Source organism: Paenarthrobacter sp. 22069, from assembly GCF_052046035.1.
GTDB lineage: Bacteria > Actinomycetota > Actinomycetes > Actinomycetales > Micrococcaceae > Arthrobacter.
Genome location: NZ_JBQEQF010000003.1, coordinates 221,713 through 245,920, shown reverse-complemented (window position 1 = coordinate 245,920; position 24,208 = coordinate 221,713). Strand labels below are relative to the sequence as shown.

Annotated in this window: 26 protein-coding genes and 1 pseudogene; 12 read left to right on the top strand and 15 right to left on the bottom strand. The window is 67.3% G+C overall.

What is annotated here, in order from left to right:
• Nucleotides 1-14: 14 nt before the first annotated feature.
• Nucleotides 15-1,259 carry an integrase catalytic domain-containing protein gene (locus ACTJK0_RS03970; RefSeq protein ID WP_440744316.1) on the bottom strand — a complete coding sequence of 415 codons (1,245 nt, stop codon included), beginning with the start codon at nucleotides 1,257-1,259 and terminating at the stop codon, nucleotides 15-17.
• A 194-nt stretch (nucleotides 1,260-1,453) separates the two neighbouring features.
• On the opposite strand from ACTJK0_RS03970, the gene ACTJK0_RS03965 reads away from it, so the two are divergent.
• Nucleotides 1,454-2,242 carry an MBL fold metallo-hydrolase gene (locus ACTJK0_RS03965; protein ID WP_440744315.1) on the top strand — a complete coding sequence of 263 codons (789 nt, stop codon included), beginning with the start codon at nucleotides 1,454-1,456 and terminating at the stop codon, nucleotides 2,240-2,242.
• Between the two features lie 12 nt (nucleotides 2,243-2,254).
• Here ACTJK0_RS03965 and ACTJK0_RS03960 read toward each other — a convergent pair whose 3' ends face one another.
• From ACTJK0_RS03960 to ACTJK0_RS03940, 5 genes and pseudogenes are all read right to left on the bottom strand, one after another.
• On the bottom strand, nucleotides 2,255-3,136 hold the full coding sequence (locus ACTJK0_RS03960) for a helix-turn-helix transcriptional regulator (RefSeq protein ID WP_440744314.1): 882 nt from the start codon (nucleotides 3,134-3,136) through the stop codon (nucleotides 2,255-2,257).
• Between the two features lie 104 nt (nucleotides 3,137-3,240).
• Entirely contained in the window at nucleotides 3,241-4,527 is a 1,287-nt protein-coding gene (locus tag ACTJK0_RS03955; RefSeq protein WP_440744313.1) for an ABC transporter permease, read from the bottom strand.
• Nucleotides 4,524-4,982 carry an ABC transporter ATP-binding protein gene (locus ACTJK0_RS03950; protein ID WP_440744312.1) on the bottom strand — a complete coding sequence of 153 codons (459 nt, stop codon included), beginning with the start codon at nucleotides 4,980-4,982 and terminating at the stop codon, nucleotides 4,524-4,526. The genes ACTJK0_RS03955 and ACTJK0_RS03950 overlap by 4 nt, the downstream gene beginning before the upstream one ends.
• 94 nt (nucleotides 4,983-5,076) lie before the next feature.
• Nucleotides 5,077-5,211: pseudogene (locus ACTJK0_RS03945) on the bottom strand (ABC transporter ATP-binding protein); the annotation flags it as partial.
• Between the two features lie 70 nt (nucleotides 5,212-5,281).
• A complete protein-coding gene (locus ACTJK0_RS03940; protein WP_440744311.1) occupies nucleotides 5,282-5,872 on the bottom strand; it encodes a TetR/AcrR family transcriptional regulator in 591 nt (196 codons plus the stop codon).
• Between the two features lie 257 nt (nucleotides 5,873-6,129).
• On the opposite strand from ACTJK0_RS03940, the gene ACTJK0_RS03935 reads away from it, so the two are divergent.
• The 6 genes from ACTJK0_RS03935 (at nucleotide 6,130) to ACTJK0_RS03910 (ending at nucleotide 11,180) form a co-directional block, all read left to right on the top strand.
• Nucleotides 6,130-6,705 carry a hypothetical protein gene (locus ACTJK0_RS03935; RefSeq protein ID WP_440744310.1) on the top strand — a complete coding sequence of 192 codons (576 nt, stop codon included), beginning with the start codon at nucleotides 6,130-6,132 and terminating at the stop codon, nucleotides 6,703-6,705.
• A 101-nt stretch (nucleotides 6,706-6,806) separates the two neighbouring features.
• Nucleotides 6,807-7,658 carry a serine hydrolase gene (locus ACTJK0_RS03930; RefSeq protein WP_440744324.1) on the top strand — a complete coding sequence of 284 codons (852 nt, stop codon included), beginning with the start codon at nucleotides 6,807-6,809 and terminating at the stop codon, nucleotides 7,656-7,658.
• Between the two features lie 91 nt (nucleotides 7,659-7,749).
• Entirely contained in the window at nucleotides 7,750-8,631 is an 882-nt protein-coding gene (locus ACTJK0_RS03925; protein WP_440744323.1) for an aldo/keto reductase, read from the top strand.
• A gap of 11 nt (nucleotides 8,632-8,642) precedes the next feature.
• On the top strand, nucleotides 8,643-9,671 hold the full coding sequence (locus tag ACTJK0_RS03920; RefSeq protein WP_440744309.1) for an aldo/keto reductase: 1,029 nt from the start codon (nucleotides 8,643-8,645) through the stop codon (nucleotides 9,669-9,671).
• Nucleotides 9,672-9,715: 44 nt separating this feature from the next.
• The gene (locus tag ACTJK0_RS03915) at nucleotides 9,716-10,546 is read left to right on the top strand and encodes an oxidoreductase (protein WP_440744308.1); all 831 of its coding nucleotides are present in this window, start codon (nucleotides 9,716-9,718) and stop codon (nucleotides 10,544-10,546) included.
• Nucleotides 10,547-10,745: 199 nt separating this feature from the next.
• A complete protein-coding gene (locus ACTJK0_RS03910) occupies nucleotides 10,746-11,180 on the top strand; it encodes a hypothetical protein (RefSeq protein ID WP_440744307.1) in 435 nt (144 codons plus the stop codon).
• A gap of 144 nt (nucleotides 11,181-11,324) precedes the next feature.
• Here the strand turns inward: ACTJK0_RS03910 and ACTJK0_RS03905 are convergent, their stop codons facing one another.
• From ACTJK0_RS03905 to ACTJK0_RS03890, 4 genes are read right to left on the bottom strand one after another with little or no spacing between them, the layout of a single operon-like run.
• Nucleotides 11,325-12,692 (bottom strand): FAD-dependent oxidoreductase, encoded by a 1,368-nt coding sequence (locus ACTJK0_RS03905; protein ID WP_440744306.1) that lies wholly within the window; start codon nucleotides 12,690-12,692, stop codon nucleotides 11,325-11,327.
• A gap of 12 nt (nucleotides 12,693-12,704) precedes the next feature.
• On the bottom strand, nucleotides 12,705-13,115 hold the full coding sequence (locus ACTJK0_RS03900) for an arsenate reductase ArsC (protein ID WP_440744305.1): 411 nt from the start codon (nucleotides 13,113-13,115) through the stop codon (nucleotides 12,705-12,707).
• Nucleotides 13,112-13,816 (bottom strand): aquaporin, encoded by a 705-nt coding sequence (locus tag ACTJK0_RS03895; RefSeq protein ID WP_110541564.1) that lies wholly within the window; start codon nucleotides 13,814-13,816, stop codon nucleotides 13,112-13,114. The genes ACTJK0_RS03900 and ACTJK0_RS03895 overlap by 4 nt, the downstream gene beginning before the upstream one ends.
• Entirely contained in the window at nucleotides 13,813-14,163 is a 351-nt protein-coding gene (locus ACTJK0_RS03890) for a metalloregulator ArsR/SmtB family transcription factor (protein WP_110541565.1), read from the bottom strand. The genes ACTJK0_RS03895 and ACTJK0_RS03890 overlap by 4 nt, the downstream gene beginning before the upstream one ends.
• Nucleotides 14,164-14,315: 152 nt before the next feature.
• On the opposite strand from ACTJK0_RS03890, the gene map reads away from it, so the two are divergent.
• On the top strand, nucleotides 14,316-15,089 hold the full coding sequence (map, locus tag ACTJK0_RS03885; RefSeq protein ID WP_110542110.1) for a type I methionyl aminopeptidase: 774 nt from the start codon (nucleotides 14,316-14,318) through the stop codon (nucleotides 15,087-15,089).
• 32 nt (nucleotides 15,090-15,121) lie between these two features.
• Here map and ACTJK0_RS03880 read toward each other — a convergent pair whose 3' ends face one another.
• Nucleotides 15,122-15,490: a hypothetical protein gene (locus ACTJK0_RS03880; protein ID WP_440744304.1), complete on the bottom strand. Its 369-nt coding sequence runs from the start codon at nucleotides 15,488-15,490 to the stop codon at nucleotides 15,122-15,124.
• Nucleotides 15,491-15,572: 82 nt separating this feature from the next.
• On the bottom strand, nucleotides 15,573-16,091 hold the full coding sequence (locus ACTJK0_RS03875) for a GNAT family N-acetyltransferase (protein WP_110542111.1): 519 nt from the start codon (nucleotides 16,089-16,091) through the stop codon (nucleotides 15,573-15,575).
• A gap of 87 nt (nucleotides 16,092-16,178) precedes the next feature.
• Between ACTJK0_RS03875 and ACTJK0_RS03870 the strand changes: the two genes are divergently transcribed.
• Complete coding sequence (locus ACTJK0_RS03870) at nucleotides 16,179-16,658, top strand: hypothetical protein (protein WP_440744303.1); 480 nt, start codon at nucleotides 16,179-16,181, stop codon at nucleotides 16,656-16,658.
• On the opposite strand, the gene ACTJK0_RS03865 is transcribed toward ACTJK0_RS03870, so the two are convergent.
• Nucleotides 16,627-18,603 carry an amino acid transporter gene (locus tag ACTJK0_RS03865; protein ID WP_440744302.1) on the bottom strand — a complete coding sequence of 659 codons (1,977 nt, stop codon included), beginning with the start codon at nucleotides 18,601-18,603 and terminating at the stop codon, nucleotides 16,627-16,629. The genes ACTJK0_RS03870 and ACTJK0_RS03865 overlap by 32 nt on opposite strands.
• A 174-nt stretch (nucleotides 18,604-18,777) precedes the next feature.
• On the opposite strand from ACTJK0_RS03865, the gene ACTJK0_RS03860 reads away from it, so the two are divergent.
• Both ACTJK0_RS03860 and ACTJK0_RS03855 read left to right on the top strand, forming a co-directional pair.
• Nucleotides 18,778-19,530, top strand: coding sequence for a DUF4386 family protein (locus tag ACTJK0_RS03860; RefSeq protein WP_440744301.1), 753 nt, complete (start codon nucleotides 18,778-18,780; stop codon nucleotides 19,528-19,530).
• Nucleotides 19,527-20,006 (top strand): SRPBCC family protein, encoded by a 480-nt coding sequence (locus ACTJK0_RS03855; protein ID WP_440744300.1) that lies wholly within the window; start codon nucleotides 19,527-19,529, stop codon nucleotides 20,004-20,006. Before ACTJK0_RS03860 ends, ACTJK0_RS03855 begins: the two co-directional genes overlap by 4 nt.
• Here the strand turns inward: ACTJK0_RS03855 and ACTJK0_RS03850 are convergent.
• The gene (locus ACTJK0_RS03850) at nucleotides 19,988-20,671 is read right to left on the bottom strand and encodes a response regulator (protein ID WP_440744299.1); all 684 of its coding nucleotides are present in this window, start codon (nucleotides 20,669-20,671) and stop codon (nucleotides 19,988-19,990) included. The genes ACTJK0_RS03855 and ACTJK0_RS03850 overlap by 19 nt on opposite strands.
• On the bottom strand, nucleotides 20,668-23,238 hold the full coding sequence (locus ACTJK0_RS03845) for a DUF4118 domain-containing protein (protein WP_440744298.1): 2,571 nt from the start codon (nucleotides 23,236-23,238) through the stop codon (nucleotides 20,668-20,670). Before ACTJK0_RS03845 ends, ACTJK0_RS03850 begins: the two co-directional genes overlap by 4 nt.
• A gap of 186 nt (nucleotides 23,239-23,424) precedes the next feature.
• Here ACTJK0_RS03845 and ACTJK0_RS03840 point away from each other — a divergent pair, with 186 nt between their 5' ends.
• Nucleotides 23,425-24,171 carry an ABC transporter permease gene (locus ACTJK0_RS03840; RefSeq protein ID WP_440744297.1) on the top strand — a complete coding sequence of 249 codons (747 nt, stop codon included), beginning with the start codon at nucleotides 23,425-23,427 and terminating at the stop codon, nucleotides 24,169-24,171.
• Nucleotides 24,172-24,208: the final 37 nt, after the last annotated feature.

Genomic DNA, 24,208 nt, shown 5'->3' with positions numbered 1-24,208 from the left:
CCTGTTGCCTCATGTCAATACCTCCGCGAAGGGGCATACGTTGCCTCATTGGAAAACCTCCGGTTGGGTCGGCGGTTCCAGTCCTCGTTGACTGGCGGTTTGATGGGCGCTGGCTGCTTGGCGGTGGCGAGGGTTCCGAGTTGCCCGGTGAGGGCCAGGATCTGCCGGGACAGGGCCGCGGGTCTGACTTTCCGGTACTCGGCGTTCATGCGGGTTGCCGCCTTCCTTTCGGTGTGAGGATCGGCGGCCGCGCGGCGGTGGGGGGTCGCCGGCGCGTCATGGATCTTTGTCACCGTGGCCCCGTGGCGGGTCTTGGATACGAGCTTCTGCTGGGGAAGCAGGTAGTTGGTGAAGGTACGGTCCAGCTCCCAGATTTGGTTCAGCAGCGCAAGTTCCGCGGCGGTGTCGTAGCGCAGGTAGCCCACCAGCTCACGGACCCTCGACCAGTTTTTCTGCTCGACGTGGGCCCCGTCGTTCTTGTTATACGGACGTGAGCGGGTGAAAGTGATCCGTTGTTCCTGGCAGAAGTCGAAAAGATCGTTGTTGATGAACTCTCCTCCGTTGTCCGAATCGATGCCGATCACCGGGAACGGGAAGGCAGAGATGGCTTGCTGGAGGGCAGCGAAGACATGCCTCTGGGCCTTGTTGGGCACGGACCTGTTCACCGTCCATCCAGTGGCGATGTCCGTGACGGTGAGCGTGAAGCAGTACTGTCCGGAACTGTTCGAGCCCTCATGGCCGACCAGATCGATCTCCACAAAGCCGGGCACGGCGTCATCCCACTGAGCCCACGTGCGGATCGGAATCTGGGACTTGAGCAGCGATCCGGGTTTGGTGTGGGACCGGCCCCGCGGCAGCAGCTTGGCCCGTTCCCCGGCCAGGCGCCTGTCGATCGTGGCTGCGCTCATCCGCCCGAGCAGCTGCGCCTGGGCGTCCGTGATGTCCAGGGCCTTCTCGTCGCGCAGCATCGGGACGAGTTCTGGCATCACCGCCGCCAGCAGCCTTCCGGCAGGAGCGCGCAGCACCGCCCAGCAGAACACCAGAGCAGGCTGCAGATCCGCCCCGTATACCGGTGCCCGGCCGGGCCTGACCGGCCTGGGCCGCGGAGGGTCCAAAGCATGCCGAAGCACCGCCCGGGCATGATCCCGGTGCCAGCCGGTCAACTCCACGACCTCGTCCAGGATTCTTCCCTTCCGGACCCTGTCCCCGGCCCGATAGGACCTGGCCAGCTGCTTCGTCACGGCCTTGCGCTCAGCCATCGTCAATCCCATCCACCCGGCCTAGCCTCCATCCGCCCACCCCGGCAACCGCCAACCCAAGCGGAGGATTATTAATGAGGCAACGTATCCCCCTTCGCGGAGGTTATTTACGAGTCAACGCGGAGGCTTCCCGCGCGGGCAAGCAGGCATTAGCGTCACCAGCAGGTGTTGGTCACTACAACTGAAGGAGCCCTATGCTGCAGCAGATAGCGGAGCGCGTCCATGTGCATCAAAGTTCGTTCATGCAGAGCAACGCCCTGGTGGTCCAGGGCAGCACCGGTGCGCTGGTGATCGATGCCGGCATAACCACCGATGAGATTGCCTGCCTCGCCGCCGACCTTCGCGAACTGGGCCAGCCAGTCGTTGCCGGGTTTTCCACCCATCCCCACTGGGACCACATGCTCTGGCATCCAGGGCTGGGCGAAGCCCCCCGCTACGCCGGAAACCGTTGCGCAACCACGGCCGGGGAACGGCTGTTCGCCCCGGGTGCGAAGGATCGGCTTGCCTCCGTGATACCGCCTGACCTGAGCGGCCAGGTGCCCCTTGACCTCCTGGGGCAGCTCACCGCCCTTCCACCTGACAGCACGCACGTTCCGTGGGACGGTCCAGCCGTCCGCCTTATTGAGCACAACGCGCATGCCCCCGGCCATACAGCGCTGGTCATCGAGGAAGCACGGGTCCTGGTGGCCGGGGACATGCTCTCGGACATCCTGATCCCGATCCTGGACCTGGGCAGCAGCAGTGATCCGGTTCAGGACTACCTCGACGCCCTGGAGCTCCTCGAGGCGGAAGCCGGAAATATCGACATCCTCGTCCCGGGCCACGGTTCCGTCGCCCGCAGCGACCAGGTGGCCGCCCGCATCGAGCTCGACCGCGCCTACCTCCGGACGCTTCGCGACGGCGGCGCGTTCGATGACCCCCGCGGTGGGCCAAGCCCCGACATCCACGACCGGCAGCTCAAGCAGCTCGCCGGCAGGAACTGAAGAGCAGTCGGCTCAGCTGCTCTCCGGGACCGTAACCCCCGCCACGGAGGTTTGCGTGGCCGCCCAGCTGGCCAGCATCTTCAGCGCGTCCTCCGACGGCGTCCCCGGCTCGGCGGTGTAGATGTTGATCCGAAGTCCCGGATCCGCGGGCAGCTCCATGGCCTCATAGGTGAGGTCCAGGTCCCCCACGATCGAATGGTGCAGCCGCTTGCGCCCGGTGCGGTGGTACTTCACGTCGTGCCGGGCCCAGCGGACGCGGAACTCCCCGCTGCGCGTTGAGAGCTCCCCGATCAGCTCTGAAAGATCCTTGTCGAACGGGTTCCTCCCGGCCGTGGAACGCAGCACGGCAACGATGTCGTCAGCGGCGCGCTCCCAGTCGCGGAAGAACTCCCGCGCCGTCGGATTCAGGAAGGTGAACCGTGCGCTGTTGGGCGGGGTGCCGGCGTCGGCCATCATTTCCATGTACAGGGCCCGGCCCAGCTCATTGGAGGCCAGGACATCGCCGCGGTCGTTGCGGACCCAGGCGGGCGCCGTCGTAATCGCATCGATGACCCGCTGCACACTGGGCCGCACCGTCTGCGGGCTCCGCTTCCGCCGCACCCGCGGCGCAGCCGTGGACGCCCGGGCCAGGTCGAACAGGTGCGCGGTCTCGGCGTCGTCCAACTGCAGGGCGCGCGCCAACGCCTCCAGGACGCTGTCCGACGCGCCGGACAGGTTCCCCCGCTCCAGCCGGATGTAGTAGTCGATGCTCATCCCGGCGAGCATCGCCACCTCCTCCCGGCGCAGGCCCTTCACGCGCCGGTTGCCACCGTACGCGGGCAGCCCCGCGTCCTCGGGCGTGAGCCGGGCGCGGCGGGAGGTCAGGAACTTCCGCACGTCGTCGCTGTTGGTCATGGCCTCCACGCTACGCCGCCGGCGGGCAGCAAAGGAGGCACGGGCGGTACCCCCGACGACGGGGTCCTGCCAGTGCCTCCCGGGGCCGCCGCCAGCGGACCGCCTTATTCGTAGCGGAGGGAGTCGATCGGGTTTTGACGGGCGGCCCGCCATGCCGGGAGTGTTCCCGCGATGAAGGCGATGGCCATGACCAGGACGATGACCAGCGCAACGGGTCCCGGGGCGAAGCTCAGGATCTGCAGGCCGGCCAGATCGCTCAGGGGGCCGCGGGCCAGGGCATGGCTGACTACCGTGCCCAGGGCTATTGCGGCGGCGGACCCTATCAGGCTGCCGAGCAGGCCAATGAACGCGGCTTCGGTGCTGAAGAGGGCAAACACCGATCCGCTGCCCATGCCCATGGCCTTCATCAAGCCGATTTCGCGGGTGCGTTCCTGCACGGACATCAGCAGCGTGTTCACGATGCCGAACCCTGCGGCCACCAGGGCGATGACCGCGAACGCGTCCAGGACGCCGATGATGCCGTTGATGACGGTTTTCACGGTCCCGATCCGGTCATCAAGTGTTTGTGCCGAGTAGCCGGCTGCGGAGAGCTGGTTCTTCATCCCGGCAATCTGCGCCCCTGATGAGGGGGCGAAGGTGGCGGTGGCCGTGGTGTACACCGGGGCTGAAGCGGCGGGCGTCCCTGTTGCCTGGGCCTGTGCGAGGGCGGTTGAAAGCGCCTTGTTGATGAACGCCCCGCCCGAGCTGAGCAGCGCGTTTTGTTCGATGCCGTTGATTGTGGCCGTCACGGTCCGCATGGTGCCGGTGGCATCGGGGATGCCGATGGTCACCTCCTGGCCCACTGCCTGCGCGCTATCACTGAACCCCAGGGCAGCCACGTAGCTTGAGGGCAGGATGATCTGCGGCGCCCGGGACCCGTCGTCGAGGTTCTGGCCGGCGTCCAGCTGTGGCTGGGCGCCTGCGAGCACGCTCACGGACAGCTGGTACTTGTCCTGGTTGTTCCACTGGATGTAGGCCGTGTTCAGCCGGGTCACCGGGGATACGGCGGTGATTCCGGGGACAGCCCCGATTTTGTCCAGGTCGGCCTGGGTGAGGGCCACCTGGGTGGATCCGGGGCGGCCCCCGGCAGCGAGCACCCTGGTGTTGGGGTCGTATTTCTGGGGCCCGGAGCCCAGGCCGGAGCCGGTGTCTGCCCTGGTCACGGTGAAGGCATTGCTTGCCCCGACGGCTGCCACCTGGCTGTCAATGTAGTTGGAGATTCCCGTACCCAGCCCGTTGGTGATGGTGAGGGTGAAGGCTCCGACGAAGATGGCCAGCACGGTCAGGGTGGTGCGCAGTTTGCTGCGGAAGCTGTTGCTGATGGCGGTTTTCAGGGTTTCCAGCGGGTTCATGCCGCGTGCTCCTCGTCGGTGGTGATGAGCTGCCCGTCACGGATGTAGAGGCGGCGGTTGAAGCGGGCGGCAAGGTCGTGGTCGTGCGTGACCGTGATCAGGGTGATCCCGTGGTTTTGGTTGAGGTCGAAGAGGATGTCCTCCACGACGCGGCCCGTGGCGGTGTCCAGGTTCCCGGTTGGTTCATCGGCGAAAAGAACTCGCGGGTTGTTGGCAAGGGCCCTGGCGATGACGACGCGCTGCTTCTGGCCGCCGGAGAGGTTCCCGGCTTTGTTGCGGGCCTTGTCGGCCAGCTCCAGCTGCTCCAGGACAGCCATGCCGCGGGCCCGGCGTTCCCGGGCACCCACGCCGGCGATCTTCAGCGGGAGCACCACGTTGTCCAGCACGCTGGCGGCGTGGTTGAGGAAGAACTGCTGGAAGACGAAACCGAACATCTGGTTGCGCAGGGCGTTCAACCTGCGGCCGCTGAGGTTCCGGGCATCGGTGCCGTCCNCCGCTGCCGGGGGTGTCCAGGAGCGCCAGCAGGTGCATCAGTGTGGACTTGCCGGACCCGCTTTTACCCACGATTGCCACGGAGTCGCCGCGCTCAATATCGAGGGAGACACCCCGGAGGGCGTCAAAGCGGTCGGGGCCGCGGCCGTAGGTCTTTGTCAGGTCGCGGGTGGACAGGATCGGCACAGGCATTTGGTGTTCCCATCAGGATGTACGGAAGGAGTCATGCAGGACGGTGAGGGGGAGTGAAATTGTTGCGTTCTCAGAATCCGGGAGGGAGCAGGCCGGCAGAGATCCGTGCCGCCGCCTCAAGGATCTCGTCCTCGTCGGCGTCGATGTCCCTGGCGGCCAGGCCAAGCATGTTGAGGGTCAGCAGCGCGAAACGGACGCGCAGCCGGTCCTCCACGCCGGCCCCGGGCGGGGTGACGATGGAGAACAACTCGGACACTGCCGCCGCCATTCCACCGCGTTGGCCGGATTCTGGCTTGATGTCCCTGAGCAGCCGGTAGTTCGAACCCAGGAAACGGAACATGCGCAGCCCCTGGGCCTGGACGATCGCGGTCCACCGGGCTATGACGCTGCGGCGGAGTTCCGGTCCGGGTTCCTGGGTGCGTGCCCATTCCAGCAGCTCGGTGACCTGCGAGCGCATCGCCTCCATCAGGGCACGGACGATGTCTTCCTTGCTTTTGAAGTGGTAGTACAGGGCCGCTTTGGTGAAGCCGAGTTCCTCGGCAATCTGGCGCATCGACGTCGATTCGTAACCCTGTTCAGCAAACAGGCGCAGGGCAACGGCCTGGATATTTTCGCGCGTCCCGCCCTCACCCTGCACGGGGGCATCACTGGTGGATCTCATGTGATTGCTTTCCTTTCGGACCGGCCCCGTCAACCCACTGCTCTTGCTAACTAACCGGCCGGTAAGTACCATGCTAACCGCGCGGTAAGTAAACCCCAACCTAAACGCTAGGACGAATCCCCATGACAGCCCAGGACGCCGGCCACGCCAGACTCTCGCCCCGGCACATCCCGCTGCGCGGGCAGGCACCCTCTCCAGCCGGGGCGGCCGGGCAGACGGCTGCAGAGCTTGCCGTCTGACCGGAAGGTGGTCCACAGATGATTGCTGCCGTAGCCGGAATGGCCGCGTGGCCTGTTGCCCGTGACCCTGCATGGTCAGCGGGGCCCCACTTCGTCGGGTTCAAGATAGGGCTGGTCCTCCTGGCCATCCTGCTGGTCCTGCGTGTCCGCAAGAGCATCCTGGTGCGGCTCCGGGGCCTGGGGTGGCGCCGGACCGCCATCGCCTGCGCCGCCGCGGCGGTCCTGTTCTACGCCGTCTGGATCTTCTATCTGAGCGGCACGATGCCGTCCGTGACGGTCGCCTACAACTGGAATACGGCCTGGCTGGCCCTGGACGCATTCGAAGCCCTCGCCGCGATGCTGACAGCGGTCTTCCTGTTCCGTGGCAGCATCTACGCCGCGCTTACCGCGGCAGCGTTCTCCACGAGCCTGTGCATCGATGCCCTCTTCGACGTGACAACCGCCGCCCAGGGGCCGCCGTTGGTTACCGCCATCCTGGAAGCTGTCCTGGTTGAGCTGCCCTTCGCCGTCATTTCCGGGATGCTGGCCGTCAAGCTCCTCACCGCGCGCAGACCACAGGACGATGCACCCTCCAATGCAAGCCGCAGTGCCTAGAGGCAGGCCGGCACGCCGGGACGCACACCCTTGCGCGCCGCCCGGCATGGCGTTTTCACAGCAGATACTTAGGAGGCCCCGGTAGCTTCCTGGCTGTGAACATGCCCCGAAACCCGAGCCGGCACTTCCGCTGCGCAAGGGCGCTGGTCTTCGTCGCCCTCCTGGCCGCAGCCGTGCTCTTCCTGCTCCAGCTGGCGCCTCAGCGAAGCTCAGCCGTCAAAGGCGGCACGGCAGCTTTCCCCTCTTCCGCTCCCACTTCGGCTCCAAACAGCAGTTCCCTGGATGCGGCCATCAACGGGGTGTTGGCGGACAACAGCCAGTACCAGGTGGGCGTTGCGCTCCTGGACCTGAACTCGGGCGCGCTGAAGCAGTACGGGGTGGAGGAGCCCTTCGAGGCGGCAAGCACCGCCAAGGTCCTGACCGCGGTGGCGTACTACATGTTGGTGGAGGCCGGCGACGCCTCCCTCGACGACCCCATGGGCGATTACACGGCGCGCTTCCAGCTCCAGGAGATGGTCCAGGACAGCGACAACGATTCCTGGGCCCTCCTCTCGGACGCGGTGGGGCACGACAGGCTGCGGGCTGATGCGGCGGCGATGGGCGTGTCCTACGACCCCGAGGAAAACACCCTGACCACCGCCGGGATGGCCCGGATCCTGGCTGACCTGTACGGCGGGAAGCTGCTCAACCAGGAGCACACCCAACAGCTGCTTTCCTACATGCAGGACACCAACAATGAGGACCTGATCCCCGCCGCCCTTCCCGCCGGAGTGTCCGTCTTCCACAAGTACGGGCTGCTCGACGACGAGCTGCATGACGCCGCCATCCTGGCCACGGCCACCCGCAGCGTGGTCCTGGTGGTCTACACCAAAGGCACCGATCTCACGGACGTCCCGCAACGGACAGCCGTGATCCACCGGATCGCTGCCGCCGTCGCCCAGACACTGACCTGACCTGACCTGAACCTGACCCGAACCTGACGAAGGAGGGACTGACAAGCCCTCCCACAAAGCTCCGCACGCGCATAGCGTGAAGGGCATGGTTATGGAACTCACGCTCAACAACGGAATCACAATGCCCGCGCTCGGCCTGGGCGTCTTTCAAAGTCCCCCGGAGGAGACGACGGCGGCCGTCCAGACAGCGCTCGAGGTGGGCTACCGGCACATCGACACCGCCGCCGCCTATGGCAACGAGCGCGAGGTGGGCGAAGGAATCCGCCGCTCCGGCCTGGACCGCTCCGACGTATTCATCGAAACAAAGGTCTGGGTCAGCGATTTCGGCTACGACGAAACACTGCACGCCTGGGACAAGGCAGCGGGCAAGCTCGGGGTGGAGCAGCTGGACCTGCTCATCCTGCACCAGCCCGCCCCGGACCGGTTCGCGAAGACCATCGCCGCGTACAAGGCCTTGGAAACCCTGCTGAAGGACGGGCGGGTGCGGGCCATCGGCGTCAGCAACTTCATGCCGCACCACCTGCAGCAGCTCCTGGCGGAAACGGACGTGGTCCCCGCGGTCAACCAGATCGAACTGCACCCGTACTTCCAGCAGGCGGCTGTCCAGACGGTTGATGAAGACCACGGCATCCTCACCCAGGCATGGTCGCCGATTGGCGGCATCACGTTCTACCCGGGCTGGGGCGAGAACCGGAAGAACGTCATGCGGGACCCGGCGATTGCCGCCGTCGCGCAGGCCCACGGCAAGACCCCCGCCCAGGTGATGCTGCGCTGGCACCTGCAGCAGGGCCGCTCCGCCATCCCCAAGTCCACCAACCCGGCCCGCATCGCGGAGAACTTCGACGTGTTCGACTTCGATCTCACCGCCGCGGAGCTCACGGCCATCGACGCCCTGGACACCGGCACCCGCAGCGGTCCCGACCCGGACGTCGCCCGCCCGGAGCGGTTCGCCATGGTCATCCCCGAAGCCTAAGGAGAAAAGCAATGGAATACCGCCCGCTTGGCCGCACCGGGGTGAAAGTCAGCCCCCTGTGCCTCGGCGCGATGATGTTCGGCCCCTGGGGCAACGACGACCGCGCGGACGCCACCCGCATCATCCACCGCGCGCTCGACGCCGGGATCAACTTCGTCGACACAGCGGACGTCTACTCCGCCGGCGCATCGGAGGAGATCGTCGGGGAGGCGCTGCAGGGACGCCGCGACGACGTCTTCCTCGCCACCAAGTTCTTCATGCCCGTGGACGGGGACGGCCCCAACCGGCGCGGCGGCTCCCGGCGCTGGATCATGCGTGCCGTGGAAGACTCCCTGCGCCGGCTGAACACGGACTACATCGACCTCTACCAGGTGCACCGGCCCAGCCCGGACACGGATGTGGAGGAGACCCTGGGCGCCCTGACCGACCTGGTCCGCCAGGGCAAGGTGCGCTACATCGGTTCGTCGTCCTACCCCGGTTCGCAGATCGTGGAGGCGCAATGGGCGTCCCGGGAGCGGAACCTGGAGCGGTTCGTCACCGAGCAGCCGCCCTACTCAATCCTGACCCGCGGCATTGAGGAGGACGTCCTGCCCACGGTTCAGCGCCACGGCATGGGCACCCTGACCTACAGCCCGCTGGCCGGCGGCTGGCTCTCCGGGCGGTGGCGGAAGGACTCCGCGTCCAGGCCCGCCTCGAGTGCCCGGCCCAGCGCCAGGTTCGACATGTCGCAGCCCGCCAACCAGCGCAAGCTCGACATCGTGGAGGAACTCGCCCAGGTGGCCGAATGGGCCGGCGTGACGATGATCGAGCTGGCCATCGCGTTCGTGATCAACCACCCCGGCGTCACCGCCGCAATCGTGGGGCCGCGCACCATGGAGCAGCTGGAGTCCTACCTCCCGGCCGCTGACACCAAACTGGCCCCCGAGGTCCTGGACCGCATCGACCAGCTGGTGGCCCCCGGGGTCACCGTCAACCCCGACGACAACAGCTACGGCGCCCAGGAACTGACGGCACAGGCACGACGGCGGCACGGCGCCTAAGTGCCGGGCCGCACCTATCTCCCAACCCTACGAAAGGAAAACCCATGGCAACGTGGCTCATCACAGGCTGTTCGACCGGACTTGGCCGGGCACTCGCGGAGGCCGTGCTCGCGTCCGGGCACAACGCCGTCGTCACCGCTAGGAAGGTGGAAACCGTCCAGGACATCACGGCCGGCTTCCCGGACACCGCGCTCCCCCTGGCCCTGGACGTCACGGACAAGGCGAAGATCAGCGCGGCCGTGAAGGCAGCCGGGGACAAGTTCGGCAGCATCGACGTGCTGGTGAACAACGCCGGCTATGGCTACCGGGCCGCGGTGGAGGAAGCGGCCGACGCCGATATCCGGCAGCTGTTCGACACCAACTTCTTCGGCGCGGTGGACATGATCAAAGCCGTGGTCCCTGGCATGCGCGCCAACAAGTCCGGGTCCATCCTCAACATCTCCTCCATCGGCGCCCGGATCACCCCGCCCGGCTCCGGCTACTATGCGGCCACCAAAGCTGCCCTGGAGGGGATGTCCGGATCGCTGCGGAACGAGCTGAAGCCGCTGGGCATCAACGTCACAGCCATCGAACCCGGCGGCTTCCGGACCGACTTCGCCGGCCGCTCCCTCACGCAGTCCGCGACGCCCATCGGCGACTACGCGGACACCGCCGGCAAGCGCCGCAAGGAACACGACACCGCGCACGGCAACCAGCCCGGGGACCCGGACAAGGCAGCCAGGGCGATCATCGCCGTCGTCGAATCCGGCAACCCGCCGGGCCTCCTGGTCCTGGGGACGGACGCGTTCGGCGCATTCGGCATGGTAGCGGACGCCCAACGCGCCGAGCTGGACGAGTGGCAGGAGCTGAGCACCAGCACGGACATCACCGACTGACCCAACTAGGTCGCAGTTGTTGTCGTTCTGGGGCGTCAAAACGACAACAAATGCGACCCAGTTGGGGAGCTGCAACCCTGGGCCGCAACGAAATCGGGCATCGCAAAATCGAGTACCAAGTACTCATGACACTGCGCTTTCCCGGTGCGAGAGTGAAGATGTTCCGTCAATCTGTCGACGCAAAGTTGGATAACGCACCATGGCCACAAAGCGACGCCGGTCAGGCAGCAAGGGCGGCGGCACCCTCGGGTGTGCCCCTTTCCTTGTCCTCATCGTCATTGCCCTCATCATCCAGTACTGGTGGGTCCTTCTGATTGCTGCGGGCATGGTTGCACTGACCGTGGCACTGGTGCGCTCAACAAAGGCGCCACCCCGCCCGGCCCGCGTGCCCCCGCCCAAGCCGCAGCCCGTCGTGGCCCCGCCCCGCCCGGTCCTTGCCGGCGATGACCTCACAGCCCGGATGCGGGCCCAAAAGCAGGTCAGCCGTGTTCGGGATATGCAGGAGTGGGACTACGAGTGGATCCGGCTGGCCCATCCGGGGAAGAGCCTGCGCGAAGTCAACGACATCGCGAACGCCCATTTCGCCCGGGGCCGCTCCATCGGCATCAACTGGGGAGACCCGTCCGCTCCCTGAGCGGCGTTGGCCTGGGTCAGGGGCAGCAACCGCGCGTTCCCGCCCAGTTACTCTTTCGGCACCACCACGCCGCGCCGTGGCCCACCGCGCGCCGCGGCACCAGCCCCACCGGGACCGGGAGTAACTGGGCTGGAGTACACAAGCTCACGCGCGTGCAGCGTCACCCGTGCGGCCGTGCTGGAGGCCAGTTGCGAAGCCGATGGTCACCGGCACCGGGGCCGGTGTTCCGCAGCAGGAGCCTCCAGCAGTGTCCGCGGCGTCATCCGGGATGCTGGTGGAGCACACACCGGTCTCCGGGAGCTCGAGGTCCACGGCGTCGGCGGCATCGGTGTCCCCGGCCAGGGCGGCGGCGATGGAGCGGACCTGCTCGTAGCCGGTGGCCATGAGGAAGGTGGGCGCCCGGCCGTAGGACTTCATCCCGGCGAGATAGAAGTCCTTCTCCGGCTGGGCCAGGATTGACGCCCCATGGGCCGGAACCGTGCCGCAGCTGTGGAAGTCCGGATCGATCAGCGGGCCCAATGCCTTGGGCGCCTCGACGGCCGGGTCCAGGTCCAGCCGCAGCTCGGACAGCATGGCCAGGTCCGGGCGGAACCCCGTGGCGGGGATGACCCGGTCCACCTCCACGCTGCGGCCGTCCGCGGCGTGCACGGTCACGGCGTCGCCCTGCACCTCGATGCTGCTGGTGTGGAAGCCGGTCAGGAGCTGGACGGCCCCGGTGTCGACGGCGGTGCGGAGCCTGGCGCCGAGCTGGCCGCGGGCGGGCAGCTGGTCGGCGTCCCCGCCGCCGTAGGCCCGGGCCGGGGTGGCAGCGCGGATGGCCCAGAAGACCTCGGTGCCGGGGTTGGCGCGGGCCAGCCGGGCAAGGTCAAGCACCATGTTCGCGGCCGAATGTCCGGAGCCAATGACCAGCGTCCGGCGCCCGGCGAACCCGCCGGCGGACACATCCGGGAGCGGTCCGGTGGCCAGGCCGGCGGCACGGGCCGCGGCCTCGCCCGGGACGGGAAGCCCGGAGGCTCCCAGCGGCGCCGGTGTATTCCAGGTTCCGGACGTATCGATCACGGCGCGGGCCGGCACCTCGGTGACCTTGCCGCCGTCGTGCTCGATGCGCAGGAGGAACGGCGCCTGGTCACGTCCCTGGCTGCGCCCCTTGTCCATGCCCTGCCGGGTCACGGCGACAACCCGGGACGCTGTCATGATCCGGTCCTTCAGCTCCGGCGTTGCGGCCAGCGGCTCGAGGTAGTCGGAGACGATCTGGGCACCGTAGGGCAGCGCGGTGGGCCGGGGCGCTGCCCAGCCGTTGCGTTCCAGGAGCCGGACGGAGGCGGCGTCAAGGTTGTACTTCCAGGTGGAGAAGACCCGGACGTGCCCCCATTCCCGGATGGCGGAGCCCACCGCGGGGCCGGCTTCGAGGACCAGCGGTTCCAGCCCGCGTTCCAGCAGGTGCGCTGCGGCGGCCAGGCCCACGGGCCCGGCCCCGATCACGGCAACGGGGAGGGATTCCTTGGATGCCATGCTGTCCACCTTTCAGCTTTGCGCCGGGATAAGGGAGGCAATGAGGGATTCGACGCGCGTCCTGATCTCGTCGCGGATGGGCCGGACCGAGTCCACGCCCTTGCCGGCGGGATCCTCCAGGACCCAGTCCTCGTAGCGCTTGCCCGGGAAGTAGGGGCATTCGTCGCCGCAGCCCATGGTGATCACCACGTCGGAGTCCTGCACGGCCTCGGTGGTGAGCACCTTGGGGATCTCGGCGGACATGTCGATGCCCACCTCCGCCATGGCCTCGACCGCGGCCGGGTTCACCTTCTCCGCCGGCTGCGACCCGGCCGAACGGACCTCGATGGCGCCCTGGGAGAGGGTGGTGAGGAACGCTGCGGCCATCTGGGACCGGCCGGCGTTGTGGACGCAGACAAACAAAACGGAGGGCTTGTGGCTCATGAGAGCACCTTTCGGTCGGCCGCCGGGGCAGCAGGAGCATCGGTGAAGGACGGGTAGAGCAAGCGGACCAGGACGTACCCGGCGGCGCCGCCCAGCAGCTGCGCGAGGATAAAGGCGGGGGCCGACGGCGGTGCGATGCCGGCGAACGTGTCCGTGACGGTCCGGGCAATGGTCACCGCGGGATTGGCGAAGCTGGTGGAGCTGGTGAACCAGTAGGCGGCCGTGATGTAGCCGGCGACGGCGAAAGCCACCCGGTCCGCGCGGCCGGACCGGACCGTGCCGAAGATGACCAGCAGCAGCCCCACCGTGGCGATGACCTCGCCCAGCCAGAGCCCGGCGCCCGTCCGTTCGCGGGTGGAAAAGGCCACCGCGTCCAGCCCGAACATCAGGTTCGCCGCGGCCGTCCCGGTAAGGCCGCCAAGGACCTGCCCGCCGATCAGTCCGGCGGTGGTGCGGGTGTCGATCATCCCCAGCGCCCGTTCCACCAGGGTCACCACGGGATTGAACGACGCCGACACCGGCTGCAGTGCCACGATCAGGGCCACCAGCGCGGCACCCGTGGCGAGGCTGTTCTGCAGGAGCTGCAGCCCGGCGTCGTCCGGTGAAAGCCTGGACGCCATCACGCCCGAGCCGACCACGGCCATGACCAGGAAGGCGGTGCCGACAAACTCCGCTGCGGCGCGGCGTGCGAGGACGCTCACGCTGCGTGGCCCCCGATCAGCGCCGCGAGGTTCTGCAGGGCCCCGGTGCGGGCCCGGTAGTAGACCCAGACTCCGCGCTTCTCGCGGTCCAGCAGCCCGGCCTCGTGCAGGATCTTCAGGTGGTGGCTGATGGTGGGCTGGGAGAGGTCGAAGGCGTCGTTGAGGTCGCAGACGCAGGCTTCGCCGCCTTCGTGCGAGGCGACCATGGACATCAGCCGCAGCCGGACGGGATCGGCCAGCGCCTTCAGCAGCGGGGCGATCCCCTCCGCTTCCTGTTCGGACAACGGCTCCCGCGCCAGCGGGGCGCAGCAGGCCGCGGCCTCCACCGGGGTCAACTCCATAGACATAGACACATGTAAATATTTACATCCATCTATGTCTTCAGCACAACCGCGCCCCGGTACCGGCTCCCCTAAATGTCCCCGCCCCTTGCTGCCCCATGGTGCGTGGACCATAGGATGGCCCCTGTAGTTGTTTGCCACAGATGAAGGGCGCACCCATGATCGAGATCCTGACCCCTGCTGAAGTGGCCCGGGCACGGGAGACGGGCGCCCTGGTGGCCGACATCCTGCAGGCGATGAAAAGCCGCGCCGCGGTGGGAACCAACCTGCTGGACATCGACCAGTGGACCAAGGAGATGATCACCGAGGCCGGCGCCGAGTCCTGCTACGTGGACTACGCGCCGTCGTTCGGCCGCGGCCCGTTCGGGCACTACATCTGCACCGGCGTCAACGATGCCGTGCTGCACGGACTCCCCCACGACTACACGCTGGCCGACGGCGACCTCCTGACCCTGGACCTCGCCGTCGTCAAGAACGGCGTGGCCTCGGACGCCGCCATCAGCTTCATCGTGGGGGAATCCCGGCCCGCGGAGAGCGTGGCGATGATCGAGGCCACCGAGCGGGCACTGGCCGCCGGGATCGCCGCCGCCGGGCCGGCAGCCAAGATCGGCGACATCTCCTACGCAATCGGCCGCGTCCTCATTGACGCCGGGTACCCGGTGAACACGCAGTTCGGCGGCCACGGCATCGGCTCAACCATGCACCAGGACCCGCACGTGCCCAACACCGGACGGCCCGGGCGCGGCTTCAAGCTGCGGCCCGGCCTGCTGCTGGCGCTGGAGCCGTGGATCATGGCGGACACGGCGGAATTGGTGACGGACGACGACGGCTGGACTCTTCGCAGCGCAACGGGCTGCAGGACGGCCCACACGGAGCACACTATCGCCATCACCGCTGACGGCGCCGAAATCCTGACCCTGCCCTCCCGGTAAGAGGCACGCAGCTGTGAAGAGGCAGGCGACGGTCAGTAAAGGTAGACGTCAATTATCAGGGCCGCCAGCGCGGTGAGTGCCGCTGTTGCTGCAACACCGCGGGCCGCATCGCCCCTGCAGGGACCGGCCATCAAAGCCAGGGCAGTCCCGGCGAGCGTAAACACGCCCGTTCCTGCGTCCTGCCAGCTGACGGGAAAAGGTGGAAACGGCAGATCGTGGGAAAACAGACCCACCGCGCCGGTCCATTTCAGGATTGAATTCCAGGCCATGGGCATCAGGAGGGCGAATCCTGCCGCTGTGGCCACAACGGCAGGTCGCCGTTCCCGGCGGACCAGTATCAGCAGGACCAGCGCGGCGAGAGCGGACAACAAGGCGCCCAGGAACATCGCTTGAAGGCTCATCTAAAGCCCCAGGTTTCCAACACCGGCCGTCATGCGTCCAGTGTAGGCACGGGCAGCGGCCCCGCACTGGGACGGCAGGCGCCTATTCCGTGCCGGCCACCGCGCTGCGGCGCTCCAGCAGCAGTGTGTCCTGCCAGTGCCCGGCCTTGGGTCCGTGGCTGATCCGCGCGATCCGTTCCCGGGTCCCCACCACCCGGAAACCCAGCTTTTGATGCAGCGCCAGGCTTGCCATGTTTTCAGGGAAGATGCTGGACTGGATGGTCCAGATCCCCGCGGCCTCCGTGGAATCGATCAGGGCGCTGAGGAGCAGCCGGCCCACGCCCCGGCCGTGGGTCTGCGGCGCCACATAGATGGAATGCTCCACGACGCCCCGGTATACCTCCCGGGAGGAGACACGCGACACCGCGGCCCAGCCAAGGACCCGGCCGGCATCCTCGGCGATGAGACGGTGCTCCGCCAGCCGGCCGCGGTCGAACGCCTCCCAGGTGGGCGGCTCACTCTCGAACGTCGCCTCCCCGGTAGCGATGCCCGCGGCGTAGATGGCGTGGACGGCGTCCCAGTCGTCGGGGCACATGGCGCGGATGGTGACGGGGCTGTGCATGGGTTCCATTATGGTGGCCAGCCCGGACGTAAATAATCCGTCAATAAAACGTTCCCGCCGGCCGCGCCGCACCTCCACCGTCCTTTGATGGATGCAGAAACAGCACGTGTGGAGGCAGGAGCACAGATGCGGTGGGATGAGGTGCCGGAGGACCGCGGCAGGGTCAGGTTTGCCGCGGCGGCCGATGCGGTGGAGGGCTACGGTGGCCTTAGAGTGAACGGCCGTGCCCTCCAGCCGGCCACCGGCTACGTGTTTCCTGACCAGGACGGCGAGGAGTGGTGGGTCATCTTCCAGCCTTGGCCGTCCCCCGGCCCGGCCGGCCACAACGTTCCCGGTGACATCCTGGCGTGCAACGACTCGTACGGTGACATGGTGCACGTCGTGGTGCTGGCGGCGGGCGTGCGCGAGGACGACGCCGGGGCCGCCTTCCGCGCGAACCGCCCGGTCAGCCTGGCGGACGCAGTCCGGGTTGCGGGTGCGCTGCCCCACCTGGCTGCAGCGGTCCACAAGTCCAGGACGACGGCGGAGCCTCCGCTCAGCCGACGTGGACCCACGGACGCTGGGTGACGTCAGGAACGGCCTCGCGAAGCACCTCCCGGGTTACCGGCGCAATCTCGCCCTCCCCCAGGAACATGAACCGGACGAGATTGGTGATGGGGTTGCCCTCCGTCCAGCGGAAGTAGATGTGGGGCATCAGCCCTGTGACGTCCCTGATGTGCAGCAGCACCGAAGCGATGGTGTTGGGGACCACCGGACCGTGGACCTCGAGGATGTGATAGCCGTGGCGGTTCACCCCGCGGACGAACAGTTCGGTTTCAAAGTCCGACGAGTCATCCACGACAACCTCCAGGAACAACGCGTCGCCGGCAAGCGGGAGATGGCTGACCTCGACCGCTGACTCAAGCTTGTCCCGGTATGCCTCCGCGGACATCCGCAGCGGTTCGTGCGCGATGATGGCGATGGGCCCGTCGAGGGTGCTGGACATGAATTCCAGGGCCTGCTGGTCCAAGTGCACCCGCGTTGCATGAAGTTCGAAAGACCGGCGGACCCTGGACAGCAGGGAGATCACGATGATGCCCAGGATGAAGATCGCGGCGATCCGGATGCCCTCGGGCCGTTCGAAGATGTTGGCCACCGTGGTGTACGCGAACACCACGGAGATGGCACCAAAGGCCCAGGTGAGGTTCCGCTGCCCGCGCCGGCGCGCCGACAACGTCACGGCGACGGCGGCGGAGGTCATCAGCACCAGCACACCGGTAGCGTAGGCACCACCCTGGGCGTCGACGTCGGCGTTGAATATGAAGGTGATCAGGAAGCCAATCAGCGTGAAGACGAGCACCAGGGGCCGCACCGCCTTGGCCCACTCGGGAGCCATGCCGTAGCGCGGCAGGTACCGGGGAACCAGGTTCAGCAGGCCCGCCATGGCGGACGCGCCGGCGAACCAGAGGATGGCGATCGTGCTGATGTCATAGACGCTGCCGAACCCTACGCCGAGGTATTCGTGAGCCAGGAAGGCCAGCGCCCGGCCGTTCGCCTGGCCGCCGGGCTGGAATTCCTGTTCCGGAATCAGGACGACGGTGATGAAGCTGGTGGTCAGCAGGAAGACGCTCATGATCACCGCGGCGGTGGTCAGCATGCGCCGCGCACCACGGATACGGCCCGCCGGGTTCTCTTCGGTGTCCTCCTCGGCTCCGCGCACCTGCGGCATCACGGCAACGCCGGTCTCGAAGCCGGACAGGCCCAGGGCCAGTTTGGGGAACACGAGCAACGCAATGGCCACGGCCATCAACGGGTTTCCGTGCGAGAGCCACATATTCGTCCACCAGTCCCCCATGGCCGCCGGGTGGGTAACGACCTGCGCCAGGGTGGCAACCACCACGATCGCGTTCAGGCCGAGGTACAGGACCACCAGCACGACCGCGACGCCGATCGCCTCCTTGAAGCCCCGCAGGAACACCGCAGCCAGCAAGGCAAGCAGGAAGAGCGTGACGGGAACGTTCTGGTCCTGGAGCCAGCCGGGGGCAACGGGATTGTGGATGAGGTGCGCGGTGGCGTCAGCTGCGGAGAGGGTCATGGTGATCATGAAGTCGGTGGCGGCGAACCCGAGGAGGACCAACACCAGGAGCTTGCCTCCCCAGCGGGGCAGCAGCCGCTCAAGCATGGCAATGGAGCCTTCGCCGCGCGGGCTTTCACCCGCCACCCTGCGGTAGACGGGAAGTGCTCCCAGCAGCGTCACAGCCACCAGCACCAGCGTGGCCAGCGGGGAGATGACGCCTGCTGCCAGCGCTGCGATGGCAGGCTGGTAGCCGAGGGTTGAAAAGTAGTCCACGCCGGTGAGGCACATGACCTGCCACCACGAGTGTTTCTTTTCGTGCTGGGTGGGCACCCCACCGGGTCCCGGGTGGGCGCCTTTGCTGTCCTGCAAGCCAAACAACAGCCAGTCCTGGAGGGCCTTCCTTCCGTGCGCGTGGGGCGCGGAAGGATCCGCCGGGGGCCTGCTCAACGTGGTCATGTCTGCCTTTCCGCGCTGCCCGTTGCACCGCGACCACTGCGAAGCTAGCACCGGCGAAAATTGCTGAAGCCCGGAACAGGGATTTCTTGACGTTTCCTTTACGCATGGATATATGGCCGCCGGAAGGACCTTCGCCCCAATCGGATGAACGCCGCGCGCGCCTAGCATCAAGGCATGTCGGCGCAAATGCCCAACGCCCAGGCCTGGTGGCCCCTGTATCGGATCGGCGGTACTGCCGGGCTGCTGTTGGTCGTTTCCGGCGTAGCCGCCCTCACCCTCTACGTGGTGGATCCGCCGCCCGTTTCCGGTGGGGAGGCTACGCTGCGGTTCATCGCGGACCACAAGGCGCCGTACATCGCCCAGCAGCTTCTGTGGCTCGTCCCGTCGCTGTTCGGGCTGGTGGTCTTCGTTGCCCTCCTGCCGGCCCTGTTCCCGGCAAGTTCCAGCCTGGCGGTCCTGGGCTTCGCGGTGGGCGCAGCCTCGTGGACTGCGCTCCTGGCCGTGCCCGTGACCAGCGAAGGAACCCTTTCGCTGGTCTACTTGAGCGACCAGTACGCAGCCGCTGGCCCCTCCGCGAGGCCTGCCTTCGTCGCGGCTGCGGAGGCCTTCGTGGCCGAGAACAACACGGTCTCGCTCGCCGGGGCGCTCACACCGCTGGGGATCCTCCTGATCTCGCTGCCCATGGTCCGGGGTGTCCTTCCGCACTGGGCCGGCTGGCTTGGCATTGCCACGGGCGCCCTCGGCCTCGCGAGCGAGGCCCTGCGTTTCATAACGCCGTCCCTCTACGCCGTGTACGGGCCGCTCCTCTGGGCCTGGTTCGCCGTCGTCGGCGTCTCGCTCCTGCGGCTGTCCCGCCGCAGCGAATCCCCCGCCCCTCCCTTCCGGCGGCCATCACTGCGGGCCTACAAAAGAGGCCGCGCTGCATGACACTGATCGCCGGGTCCATCCTCATCAGGCGCCCCGTGGAAGAGGTCTTCGACTTCGTGGCGGACCAGCGTAACGAGCCGGCCTACAACCCGCAGATGCGAAGCGTCGGGAAGGCCACCCCGGGGGCCATCGGCGTCGGAACCCGGTGGCTGGTGGAGATGAACTCCGGGAGGCCGGCCACGCCCTTCGAGCTGGAGGTCACCGAGTACGTGCGGCCAATCCGGCTCGGGTCCACCACCCGGATGGCAACGGCGGTCATTACCGGGGCACTCACCTTCGTTCCGGCTGCCAATGGAACACTCATGAACTGGTCGTGGGAGCTCAAGCCCAAGGGCATGCTGAAGCTAGCGGGCCCGCTGTTCGCTATGGTGGGCCGCAGGCAGGAGAAGCGGATCTGGTCCAGCCTTAAGGCGCATCTCGAAGCGCACAGGGGGCATGACTCGCGGGAGAACCGTGATCACGGTTCGAAGCGGTAGCCCATGCCGGCTTCCGTAAGCAGGTGGCGGGGACGGGCGGGGTCCGCCTCCAGTTTCCGACGCAGCTGGCCCATGTAGACGCGCAGGTAATGGGTCTCGTTGCCGTAACCCGGGCCCCAGATCCTCGCAAGCATCTGCTGCTGCGTGATCAGCCGGCCGGGGTTGCGCACCAGCAGTTCCAGGATGGCCCATTCTCTGGGGGTGAGCCGGACCGCCGTTCCGTCCCGGGCCACCTTCCGATTGGCCAGGTCCACCTCGAAGTCACCCACATCGACGGGTGCCTCATCCTCCGCTGTCTCCGGGGTGCTGCCCCGGCGCCCCGCGGCACGCAGCCGGGCCAGGAGTTCGTCGAGTCCGAACGGCTTGGTGACGTAGTCGTCCGCGCCGGCGTCCAGGGCCCTGACCTTATCCACGGAGCCGTGCCGGGCGGAGAGCACGATGATCGGTGTACTGCTGGTGCGGCGGATCCTGGTGATCACATCCACTCCGTTCATGTCCGGCAGGCCAAGGTCCAGGACGATGACGTCGGGATGGCTGCCTTCCGCGTGCCTGAGCGCGGCCACGCCGTCCAGGGCAGTGAGCACCCGGTATCCCTCCGCCTCCATGTTGACCTGGAGGGCGCGCAGGAGCTGCGGCTCGTCATCGACGATCAGTACGGTCCTCATGAAGTGCTGGTGCCTGCTTTCCTGTGAAGGTCTGGTGTCCGAGGTCCGGTGGACAGCGGGAGGCGGACCACCATGGTCAGTCCGCCACCGGGGGTTGGCTCCGCCACAAGCTGGCCGCCCATGGCCTCGGTGAAGCCTTTGGCGACAGCGAGGCCAAGGCCGATGCCCAGGCCCTCAGGAGCGTCATCGAGCCGCTGGAACGGCTGGAACATTGCGGCGGCCGCGGCAGCGGGCACACCCTGCCCGTGATCGACAATGCGCAACTCACCAAGCGGCATACCGCCGTCGTCCGTTTCGTTTGCGGCTCCCGAAACGCCGATGATGACGACATCCGAACCAGGCGCATATTTCAGTGCGTTTTCCACGATGTTGGCGATGACCCGCTCCAGCATTCCCTGGTCGGCATCAACAGCCGGCATGTTGGCGGCGAGGACCACCCTGATTCTGTCCGTGGGGATGCCGCGGAGGGCGTCTTCGACCGCATCCCGCCAAGTGACGGGGGCCGTATGGGGCGAAGCGGAGCCACTTGATATCCGCGACATGTCAAGGAGGTTGGAGATGAGGGCGTCGAGGCGTTCAGTGTACGACTCGATTGTGGCGAGCATTTCGCCCCGCACTTCCTCCGGCAACCTGCGGTTTTGGCGCTGCAGGGCCGTCACGGCCAATCTAATTCCCGCGAGAGGCGTCCGCAGGTCATGGCTGACAGCACGGAGGATGGCGGTGCGGACATTGTTGCCCTCAGCCAGTTTTGTGGTGGTTTGCAGCTTCCGCTGAAGGGCGTGGTGCTGGCGCAACAGCAGGAGATGGGCTCCGTGTGCTGCCAGGAGGAGCCTGTCACCTGCGGTGAGGGTGCGGCCGGAAAGAACCAAGGCTGTCCTGGGATCGGCAAGTTCCACGCTGTCCGTGGCAGATGTTGCCGCATCCGGGGATGGTGGCGGAGTGTCCCCGGAAAAGGCCTGCAGTGCCCAGTCCGCGTCCCCGTCTCCGGGACGGAGGTAGAGCCCGGCAGCCGGGACCTGGAAGGTTTCGCGGACCCTGTCGAGGAAGGCAGCGATCGTATCGTCCGCAAGGAGTGCCCCGCGGGCAAGATCCGCGAGGGTTGCCGCTTCGGCCCGGGCGCGGGCCGCTTCGCGTCTGCGCCGTTCAGACAGGCCGACCACCAGCGACACAGCCACCGCTGCGGCGAGGAACACCAGCAAAGCGAAGATGTTTTGCGCATCGCTGATGTTGAAAGTACCGATCGGGTCTGTCTCAAAGTAGTTGAGCAGCAGCGAACCCAGGACTGCTGCCAGGACAGCCGGCCACAGGCCACCGATGACCGCGACCGCCATCACGCCGGTCAGGTGCACGAGCGCATGGGTGGCGAGGTTCAGCCGGGGGTTGAGGGAAAGCACCGCCGTCACCAGGACCGGAAGGAGTACGGCAAGCATGAATCCGGCCATGGTTCGCCTTCGGCTGAGGAGGGCTGGGCCTTGCGCAGGCAATCCGGGGCGAACCTGCAGATGGGACACGATATGCACGTCGATGTCGCCTGAGTCCCGGACTACCCTGGCTCCGGCGCTGTTGCCAAGGATCCTGTTGCGGAGCCTCCCCGGCGAGGCGCCGATGACGATTTGCGTGGCATTGACGCCGCGGGCAAATTCCAAAAGAGACGTCGCCGGATCCTCACCCGACACGGTGTGGCAGCTGCCGCCGAGTTCGATGATGAGCCGCCGCTGTACTTCCAGGGCCTGTTCTGAAACGCTGTCCTCGGCTCGGCGGACGTGAACGGCCAGAAGATCGCCACCGTTGACCCTCGACAGAATGCGGGCTGCCCGCCTGATGAGCAGTTCCCCCTCCGGGCCTCCGCTGAGTCCGACGACCACCCGCTCGCGGGCCGGCCACGTTGCGGTGATTCCCTGTTCTTTCCGGTAACCGGCCAAGCCCTCGTCCACCCGGTCCGCCAACCAGATCAGGGCAATTTCGCGGAGGGCGATGAGGTTCCCCAGGCGGAATTCGTTGGCCAGGGCAGCGTCGATCCTGTCCCGCGGTACCACCTGTCCGTCGGCCACTCTCTGGCGCAGAAGCTCTGGCGATATGTCCACCAGTTCGATGTGGTCCGCGCGCCGCACCACTGCGTCGGGGACGGATTCACCGCCCGGGTCCTCAGTGATCGCGGAGACCACATCCCGCAGAGAGGCAACGTCCTGGATGGCGAGTGTGGTCAGTACATCCAGGCCGGCGGACAAGAGCTCTTCGATGTCCTGCCAGCGGTGTCCATGCCTGCTGCCCGGAAGGTTGACGGCCGCGTATTCATCGACGAGGACCACCTCGGGCTTGCGGGCCAGCACGGCATCCACATCCACCTGGCTTACTTGCGTGCCGTCACCGTCCCCGCGGACGCAGGGCGGCAGAGCATCGAGACCGTGAAGGAGTTGCATGGTTTCACGCCTGCCGTGGTGGGCGGTGATGCCGACGGCAACGTCCCTGCCGGCGGCGGCGAGGCGATGCCCTTCCCGCAGCATGGAATACGTAGTGCCGGCTCCTGCAGCCGCACCCAGGAAGATCCGAAGGGTTCCCCGTGCCATATCCACAGTCTTATCCCGTGTGGCCGCCGTGACCAACTCACTGCATCCAGCGGGCGGCCACCAGCGGCCATTCCCGCTGTCTGTGCGCGGGGCTACGATGAATCCCACCGCGGTGAGCTCGGCAATTTCCGACAACAGCTCCTAAACCCTCCCGGGAAACCTTCACCCCGCGGCTAAGCTGGCGGCATGCCAGCCCCCGCCGTCCTGCTGCCCACCCTGGTGGCCGTTGCCATCCTGGCGGCACTCACGGTGGGCCTGCTGTGGGGCTCGCGTACGCCGTCGTACCTCTCACCTGCCCTGGCGATCCTCCGCGGCGCCGCCCAGCTGGCGGCCATCAGCCTGGTGCTGGGCGGCGTCATCACCAGCCCGCTGTGGGTGGGCGCGGCCCTGCTGGTCATGTTCAGCGTGGCATCCGTGACGGCCACCCGGCGCCTCACCTGGTCCTGGCGCCGCTTCGCCCTGGTGGCAGTGACCATGGCCGCCGGGATCCTGGTGACCCTCGCCGTCGTGTTCGGGTCGGGTGCCATAGAGTTCACGCCGCGCTACGTGCTGGCGGTGGGCGGGATCGTGATCGGCAACTCCATGACCATCGCCACCCTTGCCGGCCGCCGTTTCTTCGAGGCGGTGGTGGAGCAGTGGGACCAGGTGGAGGGCTGGCTGGCGCTGGGGGCCACGCCCCGCCAGGCCACGGTGATCCAGGCGCGGCAGGCCGTGCATTCGGCGCTGATTCCGTCCACAGACCAGACCAAGACCACGGGCCTGGTCACCCTGCCCGGTGCGTTTGTGGGCGCCATCTTCGGCGGCGCCGCCCCGCTGGAAGCAGGTCGGTTCCAGGTGGTGGTGCTGGCGTCCATCATGGCCGCGGGGTCCATCACCGCCGTGGCCCTGATCCGCTCGCTGGGGAACGTAAAGGTACGGCCCGGAGCGCTGTAAGCCCGCCTGCCGCTGCACTACGCTGAGGCCTGTGGAA